General features: G+C 71.6%; 15 protein-coding genes and 1 pseudogene. 10 read left to right on the forward strand and 6 right to left on the reverse strand.

The annotated features are described in order from the left end of the window. Positions 1-26 precede the first annotated feature (26 nt). From KSF81_RS03060 to KSF81_RS03075, 4 genes are all read right to left on the reverse strand, one after another. Complete coding sequence (locus KSF81_RS03060; protein WP_217377685.1) at positions 27-3,548, reverse strand: S8 family serine peptidase; 3,522 nt, start codon at positions 3,546-3,548, stop codon at positions 27-29. A 173-nt stretch (positions 3,549-3,721) separates the two neighbouring features. After that, on the reverse strand, positions 3,722-5,158 hold the full coding sequence (gene tldD, locus KSF81_RS03065) for a metalloprotease TldD (protein WP_217377686.1): 1,437 nt from the start codon (positions 5,156-5,158) through the stop codon (positions 3,722-3,724). Between the two features lie 23 nt (positions 5,159-5,181). After that, positions 5,182-9,744: a PAS-domain containing protein gene (locus KSF81_RS03070; RefSeq protein ID WP_217377687.1), complete on the reverse strand. Its 4,563-nt coding sequence runs from the start codon at positions 9,742-9,744 to the stop codon at positions 5,182-5,184. Continuing rightward, the gene (locus tag KSF81_RS03075; protein WP_217377688.1) at positions 9,741-10,865 is read right to left on the reverse strand and encodes a COX15/CtaA family protein; all 1,125 of its coding nucleotides are present in this window, start codon (positions 10,863-10,865) and stop codon (positions 9,741-9,743) included. The genes KSF81_RS03070 and KSF81_RS03075 overlap by 4 nt, the downstream gene beginning before the upstream one ends. Positions 10,866-11,029: 164 nt before the next feature. On the opposite strand from KSF81_RS03075, the pseudogene KSF81_RS03080 reads away from it, so the two are divergent. Together KSF81_RS03080 and KSF81_RS03085 are read left to right on the forward strand one after the other, a co-directional pair. Next, a pseudogene (locus KSF81_RS03080) lies at positions 11,030-11,786 on the forward strand (glycosyltransferase family 2 protein). A 114-nt stretch (positions 11,787-11,900) separates the two neighbouring features. Next, on the forward strand, positions 11,901-12,473 hold the full coding sequence (locus tag KSF81_RS03085) for a VTT domain-containing protein (RefSeq protein ID WP_254453339.1): 573 nt from the start codon (positions 11,901-11,903) through the stop codon (positions 12,471-12,473). Between the two features lie 75 nt (positions 12,474-12,548). On the opposite strand, the gene KSF81_RS28950 is transcribed toward KSF81_RS03085, so the two are convergent. Next, complete coding sequence (locus tag KSF81_RS28950; RefSeq protein ID WP_309139459.1) at positions 12,549-12,821, reverse strand: usg protein; 273 nt, start codon at positions 12,819-12,821, stop codon at positions 12,549-12,551. Between the two features lie 304 nt (positions 12,822-13,125). Between KSF81_RS28950 and groES the strand changes: the two genes are divergently transcribed. The 3 genes from groES to KSF81_RS03105 all read left to right on the forward strand — a co-directional run bounded on the left by groES (position 13,126) and on the right by KSF81_RS03105 (position 15,633). Continuing rightward, on the forward strand, positions 13,126-13,440 hold the full coding sequence (gene groES, locus KSF81_RS03095; RefSeq protein ID WP_217377690.1) for a co-chaperone GroES: 315 nt from the start codon (positions 13,126-13,128) through the stop codon (positions 13,438-13,440). Positions 13,441-13,481: 41 nt separating this feature from the next. Then, positions 13,482-15,128 (forward strand): chaperonin GroEL, encoded by a 1,647-nt coding sequence (gene groL / locus KSF81_RS03100; protein WP_217377691.1) that lies wholly within the window; start codon positions 13,482-13,484, stop codon positions 15,126-15,128. A 301-nt stretch (positions 15,129-15,429) separates the two neighbouring features. Continuing rightward, on the forward strand, positions 15,430-15,633 hold the full coding sequence (locus KSF81_RS03105; protein ID WP_132285923.1) for a cold-shock protein: 204 nt from the start codon (positions 15,430-15,432) through the stop codon (positions 15,631-15,633). Between the two features lie 105 nt (positions 15,634-15,738). Here the strand turns inward: KSF81_RS03105 and KSF81_RS03110 are convergent, their stop codons facing one another. Next, positions 15,739-16,278 (reverse strand): hypothetical protein, encoded by a 540-nt coding sequence (locus tag KSF81_RS03110; RefSeq protein WP_217377692.1) that lies wholly within the window; start codon positions 16,276-16,278, stop codon positions 15,739-15,741. Between the two features lie 122 nt (positions 16,279-16,400). Here KSF81_RS03110 and KSF81_RS03115 point away from each other — a divergent pair, with 122 nt between their 5' ends. The 5 genes from KSF81_RS03115 to KSF81_RS03135 all read left to right on the forward strand — a co-directional run bounded on the left by KSF81_RS03115 (position 16,401) and on the right by KSF81_RS03135 (position 20,016). Next, on the forward strand, positions 16,401-17,297 hold the full coding sequence (locus KSF81_RS03115) for an MBL fold metallo-hydrolase (protein WP_217377693.1): 897 nt from the start codon (positions 16,401-16,403) through the stop codon (positions 17,295-17,297). Positions 17,298-17,373: 76 nt separating this feature from the next. Next, entirely contained in the window at positions 17,374-18,288 is a 915-nt protein-coding gene (locus tag KSF81_RS03120; RefSeq protein WP_217377694.1) for a TauD/TfdA family dioxygenase, read from the forward strand. Next, positions 18,285-19,256 (forward strand): tripartite tricarboxylate transporter substrate binding protein, encoded by a 972-nt coding sequence (locus tag KSF81_RS03125; RefSeq protein WP_217377695.1) that lies wholly within the window; start codon positions 18,285-18,287, stop codon positions 19,254-19,256. Before KSF81_RS03120 ends, KSF81_RS03125 begins: the two co-directional genes overlap by 4 nt. A gap of 28 nt (positions 19,257-19,284) precedes the next feature. After that, complete coding sequence (locus KSF81_RS03130) at positions 19,285-19,698, forward strand: Rieske 2Fe-2S domain-containing protein (RefSeq protein ID WP_217377696.1); 414 nt, start codon at positions 19,285-19,287, stop codon at positions 19,696-19,698. Positions 19,699-19,704: 6 nt separating this feature from the next. Then, positions 19,705-20,016 carry a non-heme iron oxygenase ferredoxin subunit gene (locus KSF81_RS03135; protein ID WP_217377697.1) on the forward strand — a complete coding sequence of 104 codons (312 nt, stop codon included), beginning with the start codon at positions 19,705-19,707 and terminating at the stop codon, positions 20,014-20,016. The last annotated feature ends 1 nt before the right edge of the window (position 20,017 follow it).

Below are 20,017 nucleotides of genomic sequence, written 5' to 3' on the forward strand. Positions count from 1 at the left end.
ACTGGCTGTGCAGCGCGGCGAAGGGCTCACGGCCGGCACCCCCGAAATACTGGGCGCGCAGGCCGTGCTCGGCGGTGGCGGCACGGTTCGCCGCCATGGCCTCCGCCTCGGACTGCCGCAGCACGGGCTTCACCACGGCGTAGCGGATCGGCGGCATGCCCGCGCGGCGGTCCAGCACCAGGGTGCAGCCGCCGCGGATGCTGCCGCCGCCGGGCAGGTTGCGGCTCTGGGTGAGCACCGCGATGACATCGGTGCGCACATCGCCGTCGGGCGTGGCGCGGCGGGCCGGGCGCACCGAATGGACCTCGAATTTCCGGGCGGCCCGCCTTGTCGCGCCGGCCGTCATAGGGGTCGATCCCTGGCGGCGGCGTGCGCCGGAACTCCAGGCCGAGGGCGCAGGCGGTCTCGACGGTCAGGTGTTGCAGCAGCCATGCATGCAGCAGCTTGGCATTGCCCCGCGCCGCCTCGTGCGATTCGCGCCGGTCGCCGCGCAGGTCCCAGGACAGGCTGATCTCTGCCCGCAGGAAATCGCCCAGGCCCTCCGGCTGCAGCCGGTCGTCCAGCGTCTGCCAGCGCAGGCTCTCGACCGAGAGCGTGCGGATGGAGCTCGGCTGGATGCCGCGGCTGGCGAAGGCTTCCAGGAAGGCGACGCGGTAGCCGTAACGGTCATCGGCCACCAGGTCGCTGTCGGCGGTGATCAGGGCGCGCAGGAATTCGGCGAAGGTGGGGTCCACCGGCGGCATGTAGTCCAGCGCCCGGATCAGGATGGTGAGCGTGTGGCCGGCGGCCTTCGCCGCCTCCTCCGCCAGGCGGTTGACGATGTCGGGGCTGATGGCGCCCGCGCCCAGGATGCCGCTGCCGCCGGTGGCGATGCGCAGCAGGTCGGCGGTGCGGCGGGCATGGATCGCCAGGAAGGCGTCGAAGACCGCGGCGACCAGCACGGCGCCGCGGTCATGCGGCTCGGTGGCGGTGGCGTAGTCGGCGGGGTCGGGCTTGGTGCCGATGGCGCTGCGCAGGGATTTGTCGCGCCCGAGGGCATGGCCGAATTCCCGCGCCAGCTCGGCCAGCAGGTCGCCGCGGCGCAGGTCGCCGCCCGCCTCGGCGATGGCGAAGCGCAGCAGCTCGGGGAAGGTGAAGTGCTGGAAGATCGCGACCAGGTCGGCGAAGCCCTCGTGGAAGGCCAGCACATCCGGGTTGGTGGCCTCCTGGTAGCGGCGGTGCAGGCCATCCAGCAGCGCATGGGTGGTCTCATGCGCGACGATGTCGTGCGACAGGCAGGTGAAGACGATCCGGCGGCTGCCGGCGGCCGGGAAATAGCCGAAGAGCAGCGCCACCCGGTCCGGGCTGTAATAGGCATTCGCCTGCCGCAGCGCATGCGGGTAGATCCGCAGCCGGCGGACGAAGCGCTGGTCCTCCTCCAGGCCCGGGCGGTATTTCCGGTCCGCCCAGAGCACCCGCCGGCCGAGCGCGACCTCGAAATGCCTGATGGTCCGCATCGCCACGGCATAGGTCATCTGCTGGTGGAATTGCGGATTGCCCTCGGCGGGCGAGAGGCCGTCCTGGGCCAGCAGGAATGTGTCGTTCAGATCCACCGGCTCATAGGCGACGCCGCTGGCGGGGTCGATGTCCACCACCTCGACGTATTCGCCGACCGGGCCGGGCTTGAGCAGGTTGGGCTCGGCCTGGGTCTGCTCCCAGGGAATGCTGACGGTCGCGGTATTGACGAAGGCGGTCCGCAGCCGCTGGCTGTCGCCCGGGTCCGTGGCGAAGATCCGCAGGCGCCGGGCGGGCGGCGGCTTGGGCAGCAGGCGGCGGCCCTGGGAGGGGCGGGAGAGCGGCGCCGGCCCGGGCGGCACTGGCGGCACGGCGTCGCCGCCGGCCCGTGGCGGGGTGCCGCGCTTCGGCGCGCCGGCGCGGCCGAGCGCCTGGCCGAGGGCGGCCCGCAGGGTGGCCGATGCATGGCCATCGGCCAGGAGGGCTTCGAAGAACCGCTCGCGCTCGGCCGGCGTGATATCGGCGGCGGGCCGGTCGGGGTCGGGCAGGGCGGCCTGGGCGGCTTTCGAGAACAGCGCGAGCTGCGTGGTCTCCAGCGCCAGCATATCCGCGGGCGCCGTCTGCGGCCCCAGGCCGAAGACGCTGGTCAGCAGGTGCAGGAAGGCGAAATGCGCCGTGTCGGGCGGCACCTGCACGAGATCGGCCGGCTTCAGGTCGAGCGCCGCGCGGGCCCGCAGCAGCCCCTGGCCAAGCTGCGCCGCATCGCCCGGGCTGGTGGCGGCGCTGCGGAACAGGGCCTGGCGCGCCGCCTCGGCACGGCGCCAGTCCCGCGGCATCCGGCCGCCGTTCCGGTGCAGCCACAGCGCGGCGGCGGCGGCGATCTGCGGGGTCGCGGCGGAGGTGCCGCCGCCGTCGCGGTCGATCAGGTCCGGCACGCCGAGCCGGGCCCAGGGAATGTTGGGCGTATAGGCCGCCATTGCCGTCCGCATCTTGCCCGGCGGCCCGGCATTGCCCGCCATGGCCGTCGCCGGCAGGTCGAAATACGGCCGCCCATCCGCCATGGCGCCGCAGGCGGCGATCACCCGGTCGAAGCGGGCGGGATAGACGATGAGCTCGGTGGGCGCGCCGCCGAAATTATTGCCGGCCGCGCAGACCACCACGATGCCGGCCTCATAGGCCGCGTTCACCGCATCCGCCCAGGCGGCGGAGGGCAGCCCCCCCATGCTCATGGAGACCACGTCGGCGCCGATGGCGCGGGCGTGGTTGATGCCCTCGGCCACGGCGCTGGTCCAGAAATGCACGACCGAATCGGCGATCCGCACCGGCACGATGCGCATCGGCGCCGCGCCGCCCAGCACGCCGGTGGCCTCCTCCGGCCGCATGCCGGCCAGCGCCTGGCCGGCCAGGATGCCGATGGTCCCGGTGCCATGGCCACGGTTGGTCAGCAGGCCATGCTCCGGCGTCCGGTCCCGCGCATCGCTGCCGCCCTCGACGAAATTGGCCTGGGAGGGGACATTGGCCGGGCGGGCCTTGTGGTCAGGGTCCCAGCCGGTGTCGAGATGGACGATGGTGATGGGGCTCTCGGTGACCTTGAGGGAGTCCCGGGCGGCCCGGAGCCCGGAATGGGCATCGTCGAGGTGCCAGGCGAAGCCCGTCCCCGGCACATAGGGCTTTCCCTTCTGTTCCGCCGGCTCGTCGGGAGGGGCGGCCGCCAGGCCCAGCCGCGCCCCTTCCGGCGGCCCGGGATAGGCGGCCTGCAGGAAGTCCGGCTCGGCGGCCAGGACGGCGGCGGCCATGCCGGGCATGCCGACCCGGACCATTTGGTGCGCGATGTCCCAGGGCAGCGGGTCCCGTGCCGCCAGGTCCATCCCGCCGGGGTCCAGCTCCGCCCGGTACCAGGCCTGCGGCACCGCCGGCGCGGCGCCCCGGCCAGGGCCGGGCGAGGCCGGCACATCGAAGAGCTTGCGGAAGCCGGTGCCCGGCGCGGCGGCGATCTGCTGGCCGGCAGCGCCCCCGGATTGGGCCAGCTTGAGCAGGATGGGCTGCTTGGCCAAGCGATCCTCCCGTGCCGCTGCGCGGGAGCCGGCATGCGACCCCCCTGCCTTCGCGCGAAGGGCGACGCCGCGAGCCGCGGTGGGCCGCTTCGCCGGGGCGATCCTATGCCTCGCGCCGGGGTTTCTTCAACGGCGGCGACGGAACGCCGGGGTGCTGCCGGTCGGGGCGCGCCCTATACCGCCGTCCCGCCCACCGTCAGCCCTGCCAGCTTCAGGGTCGGCTGCCCCACCCCCACCGGCACGCCCTGGCCCTGCTTGCCGCAGGTGCCGATGCCGGGGTCGAGCGCCATGTCGTTGCCGACCATCGTCACCTTGGTCAGCGCATCAGGCCCGTTACCGATCAGGGTCGCGCCCTTCACCGGGGCGCCGAGCTTCCCATCCTCGATCAGATAGGCCTCGCTGGCGCTGAACACGAATTTGCCCGAGGTGATGTCCACCTGCCCGCCACCGAAATTCACCGCGTAGAGGCCGCGCTTCACGCTGCGCAGCACCTCCTCCGGGGCATGCTGCCCGGCCAGCATCACGGTGTTGGTCATGCGCGGCATCGGGCTATGGGCGAAGCTCTGCCGGCGGCCATTGCCGGTGGGCCGCACGCCCATCAGCCGGGCATTCTGCCGGTCCTGCAGGAAGCCCACCAGCACGCCATCCTCGATCAGCACGGTGCGGTTGGAGGGCGTGCCCTCGTCATCCACGGTGAGGGAGCCGCGCCGGTCCGGCATGGTGCCGTCATCCACCACCGTCACCCCGGGCGCGGCGATCCGCTGGCCCAGCAGCCCGGCGAAGGCGCTGGTCTTCTTGCGGTTGAAGTCGCCCTCCAGCCCATGCCCGATCGCCTCATGCAGCAGGATGCCGGGCCAGCCGGGGCCGAGCACCACCTCCATCTCGCCGGCCGGCGCCGGCACGCTGTCGAGGTTCACCAGCGCCTGGCGCAGCGCCTCCTCCACCGCCGCCTGCCAGCTCTCCGCCGCGACGATGCGGCCATAGGCGAAGCGCCCGCCCATGCCATGGCTGCCGGTCTCCCGCCGCCCGTTCTGCTCGACCACCACCGAGACGTTCAGCCGCACCAGCGGCCGGAGGTCGGCCACCCGCGTGCCATCCGCCCGCAGGATCTGCACCGCCTGCCATTCCCCGGAGAGCGAGGCCATCACCTGCCGCACCCGCGGGTCGCGGCCGCGGGCGAAGGCGTCGATCTCCGCGAGCAGGCTGGTCTTGGCGGCGAAATCCATCAGCGCCAGCGGATTCGCCTCGGCATAGAGCCGCGCATTGGTGGCCTGCGGCGCCACGTCCAGCGTGCCGGAACGGCCCTGCCGCACCGCCCCCACGGTGGCTGCCGCGCGCTCGAGCGCGGCTTCGGAGAGTTCGCCGGAATGGGCATAGCCCGCCGCCTCTCCGGCCACGGCGCGCAGGCCGAAGCCGCGGGTGGCATCGAAGCTGGCGCTGCGGATGCGACCGTCATCCAGTGAGATGCCCTCGCTTTCGCGGTATTCCAGGAACAGCTCGCCGTCCTCGGCGCCCGCCAGCGCCTGGCGCAGGCGGGCCTCGGCGGCGGCCTGGTCCAATTCCGCGAAGAACAGGCGGTCGGTGACGGAAAGCGGGGTGTCGAGCGGCATCGGGGGGCTCTCCGGCGAAGGGGTCAGGCGGTGGCAGGCAGGATCAGGCGGGATTTCGGAATCCGCAGCACCGCGGTGGTTCCGGCCCCGGGGGCGCTCTCCAGCGTCAGCTCCGCCCCCTGCGCCTCGGCCAGCGCCCGCGACAGATAGAGGCCGAGCCCCGATCCCTGGAAGCGACGAGATAGGGAGTTGTCGAGCTGGGTGAAAGGCTCGAAGGCGCGCGGAATATCCTCCGGCGGCATGCCGATGCCGGTATCGGCGACCCGCAGCACCAGGTCGCCCGGCGGCTCGACTTCGGCGGAAAGCGTCACGGCGCCGCCGGCCGGGGTGAATTTCACCGCATTGGCCAGCAGGTTCAGCAGCACCTGGCGCAGCCGCACAGCATCCGCCCGCACCAGCGGCAGCGCCGGTGGCAGCCGCGCCGAGACCGCTACCTGCGCCATGGCCGCGGTAGCGCGCATCACCCGCACGGCGCCTTCCGCCAGCGCCACCATGTCCACCTCGCCCTCCGAGATCTGGAAGCCGGTGGTCTCCGCGCGCGTCACGTCCAGGATGTCGTCGATCAGCGCCAGCAGATGCCGCCCGGCCTCATGGATGGAGCGCACATAGTCCAGCCCGCGGACCGGATCGGGGTCGGCCAGGAAGGCTTCGGAGAAGCCGATCACCGCATTCAGCGGCGTCCGCAATTCATGGCTCATGGTGGCGAGGAAGCGCGACTTGGCGCGATTCGCCGCCTCCGCCGCCTCCTTGGCGCGCTCCAGCTCGGCGCGGACGCGGCGGTCCTCGGTGACATCGGTATAGGTCAGCACCCAGCCGCCATCGGGGGTGGGGTCGGAGACCACCTCCAGCACGCGGCCATTGGGCCGGCGGCGCACCGACCGCACGGTGAGGTTGCGGTCGCGCCCCTTGATGGCGGCCGCGACGGCCAGCCCTTCCTCGCCTGGCCCGTATTCGCCGCGCACCGCCAGCAGGTCCACGAAGTCCGTATAGGGATGGCCCGGCGCCAGCACTTCCGCCGGCAGGTCGAGAAGCTGGCGGAAGACCGGGTTCGCCGCCACCACCCGCCCCTCCGCATCGAACAGCGCGATGCCGTGGCGGATATTGTCCAGCATCGCCTGCTGGATGCCGGCGCGGCGCTGCGCCTCCGCCTCCGCCCGGGCGAGTGGGGTGATGTCGGCCATGGTGACGACGAAGCCGCCATCCGGCGTGGGGTCGGAACTGACCTCCACGATCCTGCCATCGGCGCTCGGGCGGGTGTAGCGGGCGGGCCTGCTGCGGTCCATCCGCAGCGCCGCGTCCGCCACCGCCTCCGCGTCGCCGGCCACCGCGCCGTTCCGCAGTTGCTCCGCGATCAGGTCGTCCAGCAGCCGGCCGGGCACCAGGGCGGCCGGATCGTGGCCGCCAAGCTCCGCGGCCAGCGCGTTCGCCGCGATCACCCGGCGGTCCGGGCCGTAATAGCAGAGGCCGTGGCGGATATTGTCCAGCATCACCTGCAGGATGGCGGCGCGCGAGCGCGCCTCCGCCTCCAGCCGGGTCAGCGCCGTCACGTCGCTGAAGGTGACGACGTAACCGCCATCCGGCGTCGGGTCCGAGATCACCTCGAGCACCGTGCCATCCGGCCGGGTGCGGACATAGCGGAAGGGCTTCGAGCGATCGGCCACCGCCGCCGCCGCCACCGCGGCGGCATCGATCTCGCCTTCCGCCAGTTGCCGCGCCACCATGTCGTCCATGCTCTGGCCGGCCATGAGCGCGGTGCTGCCAAGATTGGTGAAGCGCGCCGCCAACTCGTTCGCCGCGACCAGGCGGCCGCGGTGGTCGAACAGCGCGATGCCGTGGCGCATGTTGTCGAGCATCACTTCCAGCAGCGCGGCGCGTGCCGAGGCTTCCGCCTTCGCCGCCACCAGCTCGGTGACATCGCTGTGGGTGATGACGAAGCCGCCATCCGGCGTCGGATCGGAGGCGATCTCCATGATCCGCCCATCCGGCATGGTCCGCTGGGCGCGATAGGGAAGGCTGCGGTCGAAGCCGATCATCTCGGCCGCCGCGGCCACCGCCTCGGGCCCCTCGCCGAGGGTGCCGAGTTCCAATTGCCGCTGCACCAGCTCATCCAGGCTGCTGCCCGGCGCCATGGCCTCGGGCGGCAGGTTGCGGAGTTCGGCGGCGAGCGTATTGGCCACCAGCAGCCGCCGGTCCGGGCCGTGCAGTGCGATGCCATGCCGGGTATTGTCCAGCATGGATTGCAGCAGCGTGGCGCGCGAGCGCGCCGCCTGCTCGGCCTCGGCGCGCGCGGTGATGTCGCTCCAGGTGACGACGAAGCCACCATCCGGCGTCGGGTCGGACTGGATCTCGACGATCCGCCCATCCGGCATGACGCGCTGGTAGCGGATGGGCCGGGAGCGGTCATAGGCGAGAATCCCCGCCGCTATCCGCTCGGCCTCCGGCCCCTGGCCGAAGACTCCGCTGCGGAGCTGCGTCGCGACGATCTCCTCGAGGGTGGTGCCGAGGCTGACGGCGAGCTCCGGCCCGCCGCTCAGCGCCACGGACAGCTGGTTCGCGGCGATCAGCCGGCGGTCCGGCCCATAGAGCGCGATGCCGTGCCGCATGTTGTCGAGCATCACCTGCAGCGTCGCCGCGCGGGCCTGCGCCTCGGCCTCCGCCAGCGCCAGCGGCGTGATGTCGATATGGGAGACGATGAAGCCGCCATCCGGCATCGGATCGGAATGGATCTCCAGCACGCGGCCGCCACGGGCCCTGCGGACATTGCGCTGATGCCGCGACCGGTCGGCGGCGAGGATGCGCCCGACCAGCGCCTCGGCATCGGGGCCGGGCTCCAGCACGCCCTCCGGGATCATGCCGAGCACCATCTCGTCCAGGCTGCGGCCCGGCCGGACGGTGCCGGGCGCATGGCCCGCCAATTCGCTGGCCAGCACATTGGCGACGCGCACCCGCCGGTCCGGCCCATAGACGGCGATGCCGTGGCGGAGGTTGTCGATGGTCGCCTGCAAGGTCCCCGCCTGCTCGCGCGCCTCCGCCTCGGCGCGGGCGCGGGCGGTGATGTCGCTGTAGGTGCAGACGAAGCCGCCGTCGGGCGTGGGGTCGGAGATCACCTCCACCACGGTCCCGTCCGGCCGGGTCCGGGTATAGTGCATCGGCTTGCTGCGGTCGCGATTGGCGGTCCGTGCCAGCACGGCCTCGATGGAGGGGCCGCCGAGCTCGCCGGCGGCGTATTGCTCGCCGATCAGGTCATCGAGGGCGCGGCCGGGCCACAGGCGGTCCTGCGGCAGCCCCATCAGCCGCGCCGCCAGCGCGTTCGAGGTGACCAGCCGGTGCTCCGCATCGAACAGCGCGATGCCGTGCCGCATGTTGTCGAGCATCAGCTGCAGCAACGTGGCCCGCGCCGTCGCCTGGGCGCGCGCCTGGTGCAGCGCGGTGATGTCGGTGGTGACCTGCACCCTGCCGCCATCCGGCAGCGCCGCGTAGCGGATGTCGAGCACCGTGCCGTCCGGCCGCACCCGCTGCCGCGCGGCATCCCGGCTTTCGCGCGCCGCCAGGTTCTCGCGCATCAGCGCCTCGGGCTCGCCCGGCCCGTATTCGCCGGCGAGCGCGCGGCGGCGGGCGATCTCCTCGCGGTGCTCGCCCACCGCCACGGTCGAGCCCGCCATGATGGCGTGGTAGGCGGCATTGACCATGGCGACACGCTGGTCGGGGCCGAAGACCACCACCCCATGCGGCAGCGAGGCCAGCACGCCATCGAGCAGCGCGGCCCGGCGCCGGGCCTCGTCCTCGGCCCGCTTCGCCGCGGTGATGTCGGTCACTTCCAGCAGGTAGCCGCCTTCCGGGACCGGCTGGCTCTCGAAACGCAGCACCTGGCCGTTCGGCCGCTCCCGCTGATAGGATGCGGGACGGCTGCGGTCGATGCCACGGCGGTTCTCGAGACTCTCATCCGGGTCGGCATTGGCGAAGTCGCCGCGGCGGACCAGGGCCCGCAGCACCTCCTCCTGCGCCATGCCCGGCCGTACCGTGCCGCGCGGCAGGCCGATCAGGTCCTCATAGGCGGGGTTGTTCAGCACCAGGCGCTGCTGCGTGTCATAGAGCGCCAGGCCGCCATGCAGATGCGCCAGCACCGTCTCCAGCCGCCGCGCCAGGGCCGTTGCTTCCTCGGTGGCGGTGAGGTGGCCGGTGACCTCGGTGGCGATGCTGAAGAAGCCGCCGCCCGACAGGGGCATGCTGTGCAACTCATGGCAGGTGCCATCGGCATGGCGCAGCAGGCGCATGAACGGCTTGCTGCGGTCCAGCCGGAGGTGCCGCGCCGCCTGCGCCTCCGGGTCGCCGGGCCCATAGACCCCGCGGAAGGCGAAGAGGCGGACCACCTCGGCCAACGGCGTGCCGATCGGCACCTGCGCCGGGTCGATCCCGGTGTGGCGCCAAGCCGCATCATTGGCATAGGCCAGCCGGTGCTCCGGGTCGTAGATCAGGACACCGAAGGGCAGCGCCGCCAGGGCCGCGGTGGCCAGGGCCGGGCTGCGGCCCCCCGGGCCGTGATCGGTCGGGCCATGATCCGCGGCGGCATCGGCGATCCCGGTCATGCGGCCCCCGGCGCGGTGCGCCAGGCCGCCGCCCTTCCCGGGTCGCGCAGCCGGTGCAGCGCCAGCAGCGCCGCAGTCAGCGCCAGCACGGCGCAGCCCTGATGCAGGGTGCCGAGCCAGGCCGGCACCACCAGCAGCAAGGTCGCCACCCCCAGCGCATATTGCAGCCCGAAGGCGGCAGCGAGGCCGAGGCAGGCGCGTCGCGCCGGCCCCGCCGGCAGGCGGCGCCAGGCGGCCAGCCCGGCGCCGATGGCGGCGAGCCCAGCCAGGGTCGCCAGCAGGCGGTGGTTGAACTGCACCGCCGGGATATTGAGGGTGAGATTTTGCCACCAGGGGTCGAGCCGCCAATAGCCCTCCGGCACCAGCCGCCCCTCCATCAGCGGAAAGCTGTTGTAGGCGAGACCGGCGCGGATGCCGGCCACGAAGCCGCCGGCCAGCATGGCCGCCACCAGCAGCCAGGCGGTCGCCTTCACCTGCCGCCGGAGGCTGGCGATGACGGGGGCGGGGCCGGGCTGCGTCGCCGGCACCGGCCGCAGCAGCGACAGCGCGGTCCAGAGCACGGCGGCATAGAGGCCGAGCGCCAGGCCGAGATGCACCACCAGCCGATAGGGGGACACCGCGGTGCGGTCCGCCTCGAAGCCGGAGGCGACCATGAACCAGCCCACCGCTCCCTGCAGCCCGCCCAGGGCCAGCAGCAGCAGCAGCCGCGGCTTGAACCCCGCCGGGATGCGCCCGCGCAGCCAGAACCAGGCCAGGCCGCCGGCATAGGCCAGCCCGATCAGCCTGCCCCAGAAGCGGTGGATCCATTCCAGCCAGAAGATCTCCTTGAACCCTTCCAGCCCGAAGCCCTGGTTGACCAGCTCATATTGCGGAATGGTCTGGTAGAGTTCGTAGAGCCGCCGCCACTCCGCCTCCGAGAGCGGTGGCAGGGTGCCGGCCAGCGGTGCCCATTCCATAATCGAGAGGCCGGAGCCGGTCAGCCGGGTGGCGCCGCCGATCACCACCATGGCCCAGATCAGCCCGGCGATCGCCAGCAGCCAGGCGGCGACGGCGCGGGCGTCGCGGCGGCTGCGCGTTGCATCGGGGGGGATTGCGGCTGGCGGGCGTGGCGGGCCGGGCATCGAGGGGCATCCGCCGAGTATAGGGCCGCGCCGCCGCTTATGCAGCCCATGCCAGCCCCGGCCCGATGCCCCACCCCGCCCGGCTTGCGGCAGGCGGGCCGGGCTGCTACCGCAGCGCCGCAATGCCCGACCGTTCCGATGCGGCGCCTGCGGCCAGCGGCGCCATGGCGGGCCGGGCCGCCGGACCTGCCGCCTCTCCCCTGCTCTCCGTCGTCGTCCCGGTGCGGAACGAGGCGCCCAATGTCGCGCCCCTGATCGCCGAGATTGAGGCGGCGCTGGCCGGTCTGCCGCACGAAATCATCTATGTGGACGATGGCTCAACCGATGCCACGCCGGCGGTGCTGCGCGAGGTTGCGGCGGCGGGCGCGCCGCTGCGGCATTTCCGCCACCGCGCCAGTTGCGGCCAGTCCGCCGCCATCGTCACCGGCGTGAAGGCGGCGCGCGGCACCTGGATCGCCACCCTGGACGGGGACGGCCAGAACGACCCCGCCGACATCCCCCCGGCTGCTGGCGCGGGCGGAGGCCGAGGATGGCCCGATCCTGGTCGCCGGCCATCGGGTGAACCGGCGCGACAGTTGGGTGAAGCGCCGCTCCAGCCGCATCGCCAACCGGGTGCGGGCGCGCCTCCTCGGCGACGCGACGCCCGATACCGGCTGCGGGCTGAAGGTCTTCCCGCGCGCGCTCTTCCTCGACCTGCCGCATTTCGACCATATGCACCGCTTCCTGCCGGCCCTGGTGCTGCGGCAGGGCGGGCGGGTGGTGAGCGAGCCGGTGAACCACCGGCCGCGCCTGCGCGGCACCTCCAATTACGGCACGCTGGACCGGCTGGCGGTGAGCCTGTTTGACCTCGTGGGCATGGTCTGGCTGCAGCGCCGTTGGCGCCGGCCCATCGTGGAACCGGCGGCGGAACCGGAGGCGTGAGCGGGCGCCTGCGGGCGGTCGGCAAGCTGCTGCTCCTGGCGGCGGGGCTGGCAGCCGCGGGGGTGCTGCTGCGCAGCCTCGGCGCCGCGCCGGGCACCGAATGGGTGGACCGGCATGTGCGCGGCCAGGGACTGCTGGGGGGAGGCGGTGTTCCTCGGCCTCGGCGGCTTGGCCACGGCGGCGGGGGCGCCGCGGCAGGGGGTGGCCTTCCTCGGCGGCTATGCCTTCGGCGCGGCGGCCGGCACCGGGCTGGCGCTGCTGGCACAATTGCTGGGCTGCGCGCTGTCCTTCTTCTGGGCCCGGCTGGTCGGCCGCGCCTGGGCGGAGCGGCGGCTGGCGGGGCGCTTCGGCGCCCGGCTGCGGCGGTTGCGGGACGTGCTGGCGGAGAGCCCCTTCGGCGCCACCCTGGCGCTGCGGCTGCTGCCGGTGGGCAACAACCTGGCGCTGAACCTGCTGGCGGGGCTGGCCGGCATCGCGGCACTGCCCTTCCTGGCCGGTTCGGCGCTCGGCTATCTGCCGCAGACGGTGGTCTTCGCGCTGCTCGGCAAGGGGGTGCGGGTGGATGGCGCCTGGCAACTCGGCCTGGCGGCGGTGCTGTTTGCGGCCTCGGTCGGCATCGGCTTCTGGCTGCTGCGGCGGGACCGCGCGGCAGGGGCGCTGGAGGAGGGAGCGGATGGCGAGGGCTGATCGCCCTCCGCTGCGCCCTGTTGTTTGCAGAGCGGATTCACGCCTCCGGGCGGTTCCGCCCTGCGGCGATCCGCTCTAATGCAAGGTGAACTGGCCGTTGGCGTAGCGCAGCTCCGCCGGGCGGATCAGCGCGGAGGAGGCGACGCGCACGGAATGCAGCGGCCCCTCGATCTCGCGGCGCCAGAACTCCAGGAAGCGCGACAATTCCGGGAAGACCGGCGCGCAATCGAGCTTCTGCCACACGAAGGTCTGCAGCACGCCCGGATGGTCCGGCATGTGGTAGAGGATCTCGGCGGTGGTGAGCCGCCAGTCGGGAATGCGGACGATGGTCTCGATGTCCTGAAGCACGCGGTTTGCCCCTTTCCCTTTGGCCTGTCTGGTCTGCCCTGCTGTCCTCGACGCGCCGCCGATCTCCTGGTTCTGTTTCGGCAGCATGACATGACGGAGAGGGGGGCCTGCCAAGAAAAACCTTTGAGAACAGGGCGTTGGCACTCGCACTCGGCGAGTGCTGCCTTTCTCTTGACGCGCGGGGCCGGGCGGCCTAGATCGCTGGCACTCCTTCGGGGGGAGTGCTAACGGACCGCTGGGCGGTCCGGGCGGCGCTTCGTCCCGGGGCGGGTCAACCCAATGGAAAGAGTCAGGAGAGGACCGCATGAAGTTTCGTCCCCTGCATGACCGCGTTCTGGTTCGCCGCGTCACCGCGGAAGAAAAGACTGCGGGCGGCATCATCATCCCCGACACCGCCAAGGAGAAGCCGCAGGAAGGCGAAGTCATCGCCGTCGGCTCCGGCACGCTGAACGACAAGGGCGAGCTCCGCGCGCTCGACGTCAAGACCGGCGACCGCATCCTGTTCGGCAAGTGGTCGGGCACCGAGGTGAAGCTCGATGGCGAGGAGCTCCTGATCATGAAGGAGTCCGACATCATGGGCATCCTCGAAGGCAGCGCCGCCGCGAAGAAGGCCGCCTGAGACCGCTCCGCCCAACAGCACACAGAACGAGGTAACAAGACATGGCAGCGAAGGACGTCAAATTCGGCGCCAATGCCCGCGAGCGCATGCTGCGCGGCGTGGACATCCTGGCCGATGCGGTGAAGGTCACCCTCGGCCCCAAGGGTCGCAACGTCGTGCTCGACAAGAGCTTCGGCGCGCCGCGGATCACCAAGGACGGCGTGACCGTCGCCAAGGAGATCGAGCTGGCCGACAAGTTCGAGAACATGGGCGCGCAGATGGTGCGCGAAGTGGCCTCGAAGACCAACGACACGGCTGGCGACGGCACCACCACGGCGACCGTGCTGGCGCAGGCGATCGTCCGTGAGGGTTCCAAGTCGGTGGCCGCCGGCATGAACCCGATGGACCTGAAGCGCGGCATCGACAAGGCCGTGGCCTCGGTCGTCGCCGAGCTGCAGGCCAAGACCCGCAAGATCTCCACCTCCGCCGAAGTCGCGCAGGTCGGCTCGATCTCCGCCAATGGCGAGACCGAGATCGGCGAGATGATCGCGCAGGCGATGGAGAAGGTCGGCAACGAGGGCGTCATCACGGTCGAGGAAGCCAAGAGCATCCAGACCGAGCTCGACGTCGTCGAGGGCATGCAGTTCGATCGCGGCTACGTCTCCCCGTATTTCATCACGAATGCGGAGAAGATGACGGTCGAGATGGAGAACCCCTACATCCTCATCTTCGAGAAGAAGCTGTCGGGCCTCCAGCCCATGCTTCCCCTGCTCGAAGCGGTGGTGCAGAGCGGCCGTCCGCTGGTGATCGTGGCCGAGGACGTCGAGGGCGAGGCGCTGGCCACCCTGGTCGTCAACAAGCTGCGCGGCGGCCTGAAGGTCGCGGCCGTGAAGGCGCCGGGCTTCGGCGATCGCCGCAAGGCGATGCTCGAGGACATCGCGATCCTGACCGGCGGCCAGGTGATCAGCGAGGATCTCGGCATCAAGCTCGAGTCCGTGACGCTGGCGATGCTCGGTCGCGCCAAGCTGGTGAAGATCGAGAAGGAGAACACCACGATCGTCGATGGTGCGGGCGAGAAGTCCGACATCACCGGCCGTTGCGAGCAGATCAAGGCGCAGATCGAGGAGACCACCTCGGACTACGACCGCGAGAAGCTGCAGGAGCGCCTGGCGAAGCTGGCCGGCGGCGTGGCGGTGATCCGGGTCGGCGGCTCCACCGAGGTCGAGGTGAAGGAGCGCAAGGACCGCGTCGATGACGCCCTCCATGCGACCCGCGCCGCGGTCGAGGAAGGCATCGTGCCGGGTGGCGGCGTGGCGCTCGTGCGCGCCTCGCAGAACCTGAGCAAGGTCAAGGCCGACAACCCCGACCAGCAGGTCGGCATCGACATCGTGAAGCGCGCGATTCAGATGCCGCTGCGGCAGATCGCCGAGAATGCGGGCCAGGACGGTGCGGTCGTGGCCGGCGACGTGCTGCGGAACTCCACCTACGAGTTCGGCTACGACGCGCAGACCGGCGAGTTCAAGGACTTGGTGGCGGCCGGCATCATCGACCCGACCAAGGTCGTGCGCACCGCCCTGCAGGATGCCGCCTCGGTGGCCTCCCTGCTGATCACCACCGAAGCCATGGTGGCCGAGCGTCCGGAGCGCAAGGCTCCGGCCGGCGGCCCTCCGGGCGGCGGCATGGGCGGCATGGGCGACATGGACTTCTAAGCTCGCCTTCGGCGAGACGACTTCCGGTCCTTCCCCGAAGGACCGGAACAAGGGAGGGGCGGCCTGCAAGGGCCGCCCCTTTCTCGTTGCGCCGCGCCGCAGGGTGGCGCGGGATCGCAATCATTGACTTCGCCTGGGCGATCTGCGCCCACTTTCCGGGCCAACCGTCTTGGCTCGCCTTGCCGTGCCTCCCTGGACCATCCTCCGGATCGCCCGGGCGCCTTCAAGCCGTTCCACAGCCCGGTTGTTCCGCACGGGCGATCGGCGCCCGCGCCTCGAAAGCAAGAGGAGGGTGCATCGCATGGCGACCGGCACCGTGAAGTGGTTCAACGCGACGAAGGGCTTCGGCTTCATCGTTCCCCAGGATGGCGGCAAGGACGTCTTCGTCCATATCACCGCCGTGCAGAAGGCCGGGCTCCAGGGCCTGAACGAGAACCAGAAGGTCAGCTACGACGTGGTGATGGAACGCGGCAAGGCCGCCGCCGCCAACCTCAAGCCGCTCTGAGGCTTGCAGCCGGCGCCCTGCCCGGCCGGGATCCTGGCCTGACGTGATCCGATCATGGGCATTGGCCGTCGCAGTGCCGGCAGGTTTCGCTGCCGGCGCCGCCTGCTATGCCCCGCCCTGCCTCCAGACCCGGGTTGCGCCGCAGGCCCGGAGCAATTCCTCGGCCTTGGCCTGCTTCTCCGGCGTATCGGCATGCACCATCAGCACCGCACCGCCGGCCTCCGCGGCTTGGTGCGCCGCGTCTTCGCTCTCGGGCGCGGCCGCCTGGCCGATACCCTCGCCCACCACCGCAGCGCCGCCGGCCGCTGCCGCGGCCGCGGCCACCGCGGGCAGCGCCGCGCCGCCGGTCGCGATCACCACGCCGGCCGCCGCCGCCCCCGCCGCATAGCTGCCGAGGCCGACGCCGAGTTGCCGGAGGTTGCGCACGTCATCCTCGCGCTGCGGCTCCTCCCTGGTGGAATCGGCGCGCGAGTCTTCCTGGCCGGGGACGCGCAGGGAAAGATCGGCGCGCTGGAACAATGATCCTTCCAGCCGGGACATCGCCTCGTCCAGGCGTGCCTTGTCATGGAACTCGCCGCAGACCTGCGGTGCGGCGGTGCCGGGTTCGTTGCCGGTCCAGCCGGCACTGTTGACTTCGATGGCCATGGCGGCTTGCTCCGCTGCTCTCGGCTCTTGGCAACGCCTGCCCGCCGCCACCGTTCCGAAAGCCGGCCCCGGCAACCCCATCGCCGGCTTTCCGTTGCCACCGGCAGCAGGAGGGTCCGGCCATGCGCATCCATCATCTCGATTGCGGTCCCATGCGCCCGCCCGGTGGCGCGCTGATGGATGGCGTCAGCCCAGGCCTCTTCGGTCGGCTCACCTGCCACTGCCTGGTGATCGAGACGGACCGGGACGGCCTGGTGCTGGTGGATACCGGCCTCGGCCTGCGCGACATGCTGCGGCCCTGGCCGCGCCTGCCCGCGCTGAACGCCGGCCTGCTGCGCTTCCGCTTCGACCCCGACCGGACCATGCTGCGGCGATTGAAACACCTTGGGCACTCGCCGCGCGATGTGCGGCACATCGTGATGACGCATCTCGATTTCGACCATGCCGGCGGCTTGGTCGATTTCCCCGCCGCGCGCGTGCACCTGATGGAGCCCGAGACGGTGGCGGCCAGGCGCCGCCGCGGCCTGCTCGATCGCATGCGCTACCGGCCCGTGCAATGGGGCGATACCCATCGCTGGCACCCCTATTCCGAACGCACCGGCGGCCGCTGGTTCGGCTTCGATGCGGTGGTCCAGCTCGACAACCTGCCGCCGGAAATCCTGCTGGTGCCGCTGCCCGGCCATACCGCCGGCCATGCCGGGGTGGCGATCGAGACCCCGCGCGGCTGGGTGCTGCATGCCGGCGATACCTATTTCAACCGTGCCGAGGTCCATGCCGGGGAAGGCGCCTCCTGCCCGCCCGGCGCTGCCGCCTATGAATACATGATGGCCTGGAACGCGCCGCTCGGCCGCGCCAACCAGGCCAGGCTGCGGGCCTTGGTGCGGGACCCGGAGGCGCCGGTCGCGGTGTTCTGCACCCATGACCCCGTGGAATTCGTCGCCATGTCCATCTGGAGCGGCCGCGACGTGCCGCAGGCGGCCGATGAGCCCGCCACGGCCATGGCGACGGACGCCGCCTGAGATTCTTGTCGGGCCCAATTCTTGTCGGACCGGCCGGTGGGGACTAGCCTTCGGGAAAATACCCGGAGGAAACCCCATGGCCGCCCCGACCATCACCCCGCTCGGCTATGCCATGGGCGCGGAAGTCACCGGCCTCGACCTGCGCCGGCCGCTGGATGCGGCGACGCGCCGCGCCCTGTATGAGGCCTGGCTGCGGCATGTCGTGCTGGTCTTCCCGGACCAGAACCTGACGCCGGAGCAGCATATCGCCTTCTCCGCCAATTTCGGCGAGCTGGACGACCACGCCTCGCAGGCGCCGGAAACCCTGCTGGATGGGCACCCGGAAATCCTGGTGGTGACCAACAAGCACCGGCTGGGCAAGCCTTCCGGCACCCGCAATACCGGGCGCAACTGGCATACCGACCTCTCCTATACGGTGCGCCCGGCCAAGGGCGCGCTGCTGCTCTGCCAGGAGAAGCCGCCGGTGGGCGGCGATACCATGTGGGCCAACCTCAGCCTCGCCTATGAGACGCTGAGCCCGAAGATGCGCGGCATCGTGGACGGGCTGGAGGCGGTGCATGACGTGACCCTGGTGAAGGGCATTGGCCAGCGCGACCCGACCATCGTCGCCACCATGAAGGCGCGCAACCCGCCGGTGGTGCATCCCATGGTGCGCACCCATCCCGATACCGGGCGGAAATCGCTGCTGGCGGGGGAGCGCATCAGTTCCATCCTCGGCTTCTCCGAGGAGGAGAGCCAGGCGCTGCTGGACTTCCTGAACACACATGCCACCAGCCCGGAATTCGTCTACCGCCATCGCTGGCGGGTCGGCGACATCGTGCTCTGGGACAATCGCTGCACCTGCCATGTGGCGCTGCCGGATTTCGACCAGACCCAGCCGCGGCTGATGCTGCGCTGCTCCCTCAAGGGCGAGGCGGAAGGGCGGCTGGCGGAAGCCGCGCCGGCGGCGAACCGCGAGGCGATGATCCAGGCCGTGGCGGCGCTGTCATGAGCCTGCCGCGCCGCGCCGCCCTGCTGGGCGGCGCGCTGGCGCTCGGCGCCACCGGCCGCGCCCGGGCGCAGGCCTGGCCCAGCCAGACCATCCGCCTCGTCGTCGCCTATGTGCCGGGCGGCACCACCGATATCGTCGCCCGCATGGTGGCGGAGGCGCTGGCCGAGCGCCTGCCGCGGCCGGTGGTGGTGGAGAACCGGGCCGGCGGCGGCGGCGTGGTCGGCACCGAAAGCGTGCTGCGCGCCGCGCCGGACGGCCATACCCTGCTGCTCTGCGCCAGCGCCCATGCGTTGCTGCCGGCGCTCTATCCCAACCTGGCCTGGGACCCGCTGGCGGATTTCACACCGGTCGCCCCGGTGGCGGCCACGCCCTACATGCTGGTGGTGCATCCGAGCCTGCCGGTGACGACGGTGCCGGAACTGCTGGCCTATGCACGGGCCAATCCGGGCCGGTTGAATTTCGCCTCCACCGGCATGGGCACGGCGCAGCACCTCTCGGGCGAGTTGCTGAAGCGGCTGGCCGGCATCGACATGGTGCATGTGCCCTATCGCGGCAGCGGCGCGGTGCGGGCCGACCTCGTCACCGGCCGCATCAACCTGATGTTCGAGAACCTGGCGCTGACGCTGCCCATGACGCGCAGCGGCGAGGTGCGCGGCCTGGCGGTGACCAGCCCGCAGCGCAGCGCCCTGGCGCCCGACCTGCCGACCCTGAAGGAGGTGGGGCTGGGCGGGATGGAGATCGAGGGCTGGTTCGGCCTGCTCGGCCCGGCCCGCATGCCGCCGGAGGCGGTGACCGCGCTCGGCGCGGCGCTGAACGACTGGCTGCGCCAGCCGGCGACGGCGCAGCGGCTGGCGGGGCTCGGTGCCCGGGTGCTGGGCGGTGGGCCGGCGGACCTCGCCACCGTCATCCGCACCGAGCGCGAGCGCTGGGGCAAGGTGATCCGGGAAGCCAATATCCGCCCCGAATAGCAACGCATTTCAGGGAGACGCCGCAGGGATGAGCCGCCACATCGTCGCCACCGTGGGCGAGATACCGGAGAATGGCAGCAAGCTGGTGGAGGTGAAGGGCCGCCAGATCGCGCTGTTCCATGTGAAGGGCGAATACTTCGCCCTCACCGACCGCTGCCCGCATGAGGGCGGCAGCCTCTGCGCCGGCCGCCTGACCGGGCTGGTGCGCTCACGCGAGCCCGGCACCTACGAGTATTCCCGCCCGCATGAGATGCTGCAGTGTTCCTGGCATGGCTGGGAATTCGACATCCGTACCGGCCAGTCCTATTGCGACCCGGACAGCATCCGTGCCCGCACCTACCAGGTGACGGTGGCGCCCGGCGAGGCGCTGGCCAAGGGGCCCTTCGTGGCCGAGATCTTCCCGGTCTCGGTCGAGAACGACTACATCCTTGTCGAGGTCTGAACATCCATGTCCGAATGGCACCGCGTCGCGTCCGAGGCCGATCTCTCGCTGGAGGCGCCGCTCGGCGTCCGTGTCGGTGATGTGCAGATCGCCGTGGTCAAGCTGGAGGACGGCATCTACGCGATCAACGATGTCTGCACCCATGAATTCGCGCTGCTCTCGGAAGGGTTCTGCGAGGAGGGCAAGCTGGAATGCCCGCTGCACCAGGCTTGTTTCGACGTCCGCACCGGCAAGGTGCTGAACGAGCCGGCGGAGGTGGATGTGGCGACCTATCCGGTGAAGGTCGAGAACGGCGCGGTCTTCGTGCAGGTGCCGTAGC

Origin of the sequence: Siccirubricoccus sp. G192, assembly GCF_019084075.1 — a bacterium.
GTDB lineage: Bacteria > Pseudomonadota > Alphaproteobacteria > Acetobacterales > Acetobacteraceae > G192.

What these genes read in the sequence shown, in the direction of transcription:
- KSF81_RS03075 (WP_217377688.1), bottom strand. Translation starts at nt 10,865, where the DNA reads ATGCCCGGCCCGCCACGCCCGCCAGCCGCAATCCCCCCCGATGCAACG.
- KSF81_RS03125 (WP_217377695.1), top strand. Translation starts at nt 18,285, where the DNA reads ATGAGCCTGCCGCGCCGCGCCGCCCTGCTGGGCGGCGCGCTGGCGCTC.
- KSF81_RS03070 (WP_217377687.1), bottom strand. Translation starts at nt 9,744, where the DNA reads ATGACCGGGATCGCCGATGCCGCCGCGGATCATGGCCCGACCGATCAC.
- groL (WP_217377691.1), top strand. Translation starts at nt 13,482, where the DNA reads ATGGCAGCGAAGGACGTCAAATTCGGCGCCAATGCCCGCGAGCGCATG.
- KSF81_RS03115 (WP_217377693.1), top strand. Translation starts at nt 16,401, where the DNA reads ATGCGCATCCATCATCTCGATTGCGGTCCCATGCGCCCGCCCGGTGGC.
- tldD (WP_217377686.1), bottom strand. Translation starts at nt 5,158, where the DNA reads ATGCCGCTCGACACCCCGCTTTCCGTCACCGACCGCCTGTTCTTCGCG.
- KSF81_RS03105 (WP_132285923.1), top strand. Translation starts at nt 15,430, where the DNA reads ATGGCGACCGGCACCGTGAAGTGGTTCAACGCGACGAAGGGCTTCGGC.
- groES (WP_217377690.1), top strand. Translation starts at nt 13,126, where the DNA reads ATGAAGTTTCGTCCCCTGCATGACCGCGTTCTGGTTCGCCGCGTCACC.
- KSF81_RS03120 (WP_217377694.1), top strand. Translation starts at nt 17,374, where the DNA reads ATGGCCGCCCCGACCATCACCCCGCTCGGCTATGCCATGGGCGCGGAA.
- KSF81_RS03085 (WP_254453339.1), top strand. Translation starts at nt 11,901, where the DNA reads ATGTGCGCGGCCAGGGACTGCTGGGGGGAGGCGGTGTTCCTCGGCCTC.
- KSF81_RS03110 (WP_217377692.1), bottom strand. Translation starts at nt 16,278, where the DNA reads ATGGCCATCGAAGTCAACAGTGCCGGCTGGACCGGCAACGAACCCGGC.
- KSF81_RS03135 (WP_217377697.1), top strand. Translation starts at nt 19,705, where the DNA reads ATGTCCGAATGGCACCGCGTCGCGTCCGAGGCCGATCTCTCGCTGGAG.
- KSF81_RS03130 (WP_217377696.1), top strand. Translation starts at nt 19,285, where the DNA reads ATGAGCCGCCACATCGTCGCCACCGTGGGCGAGATACCGGAGAATGGC.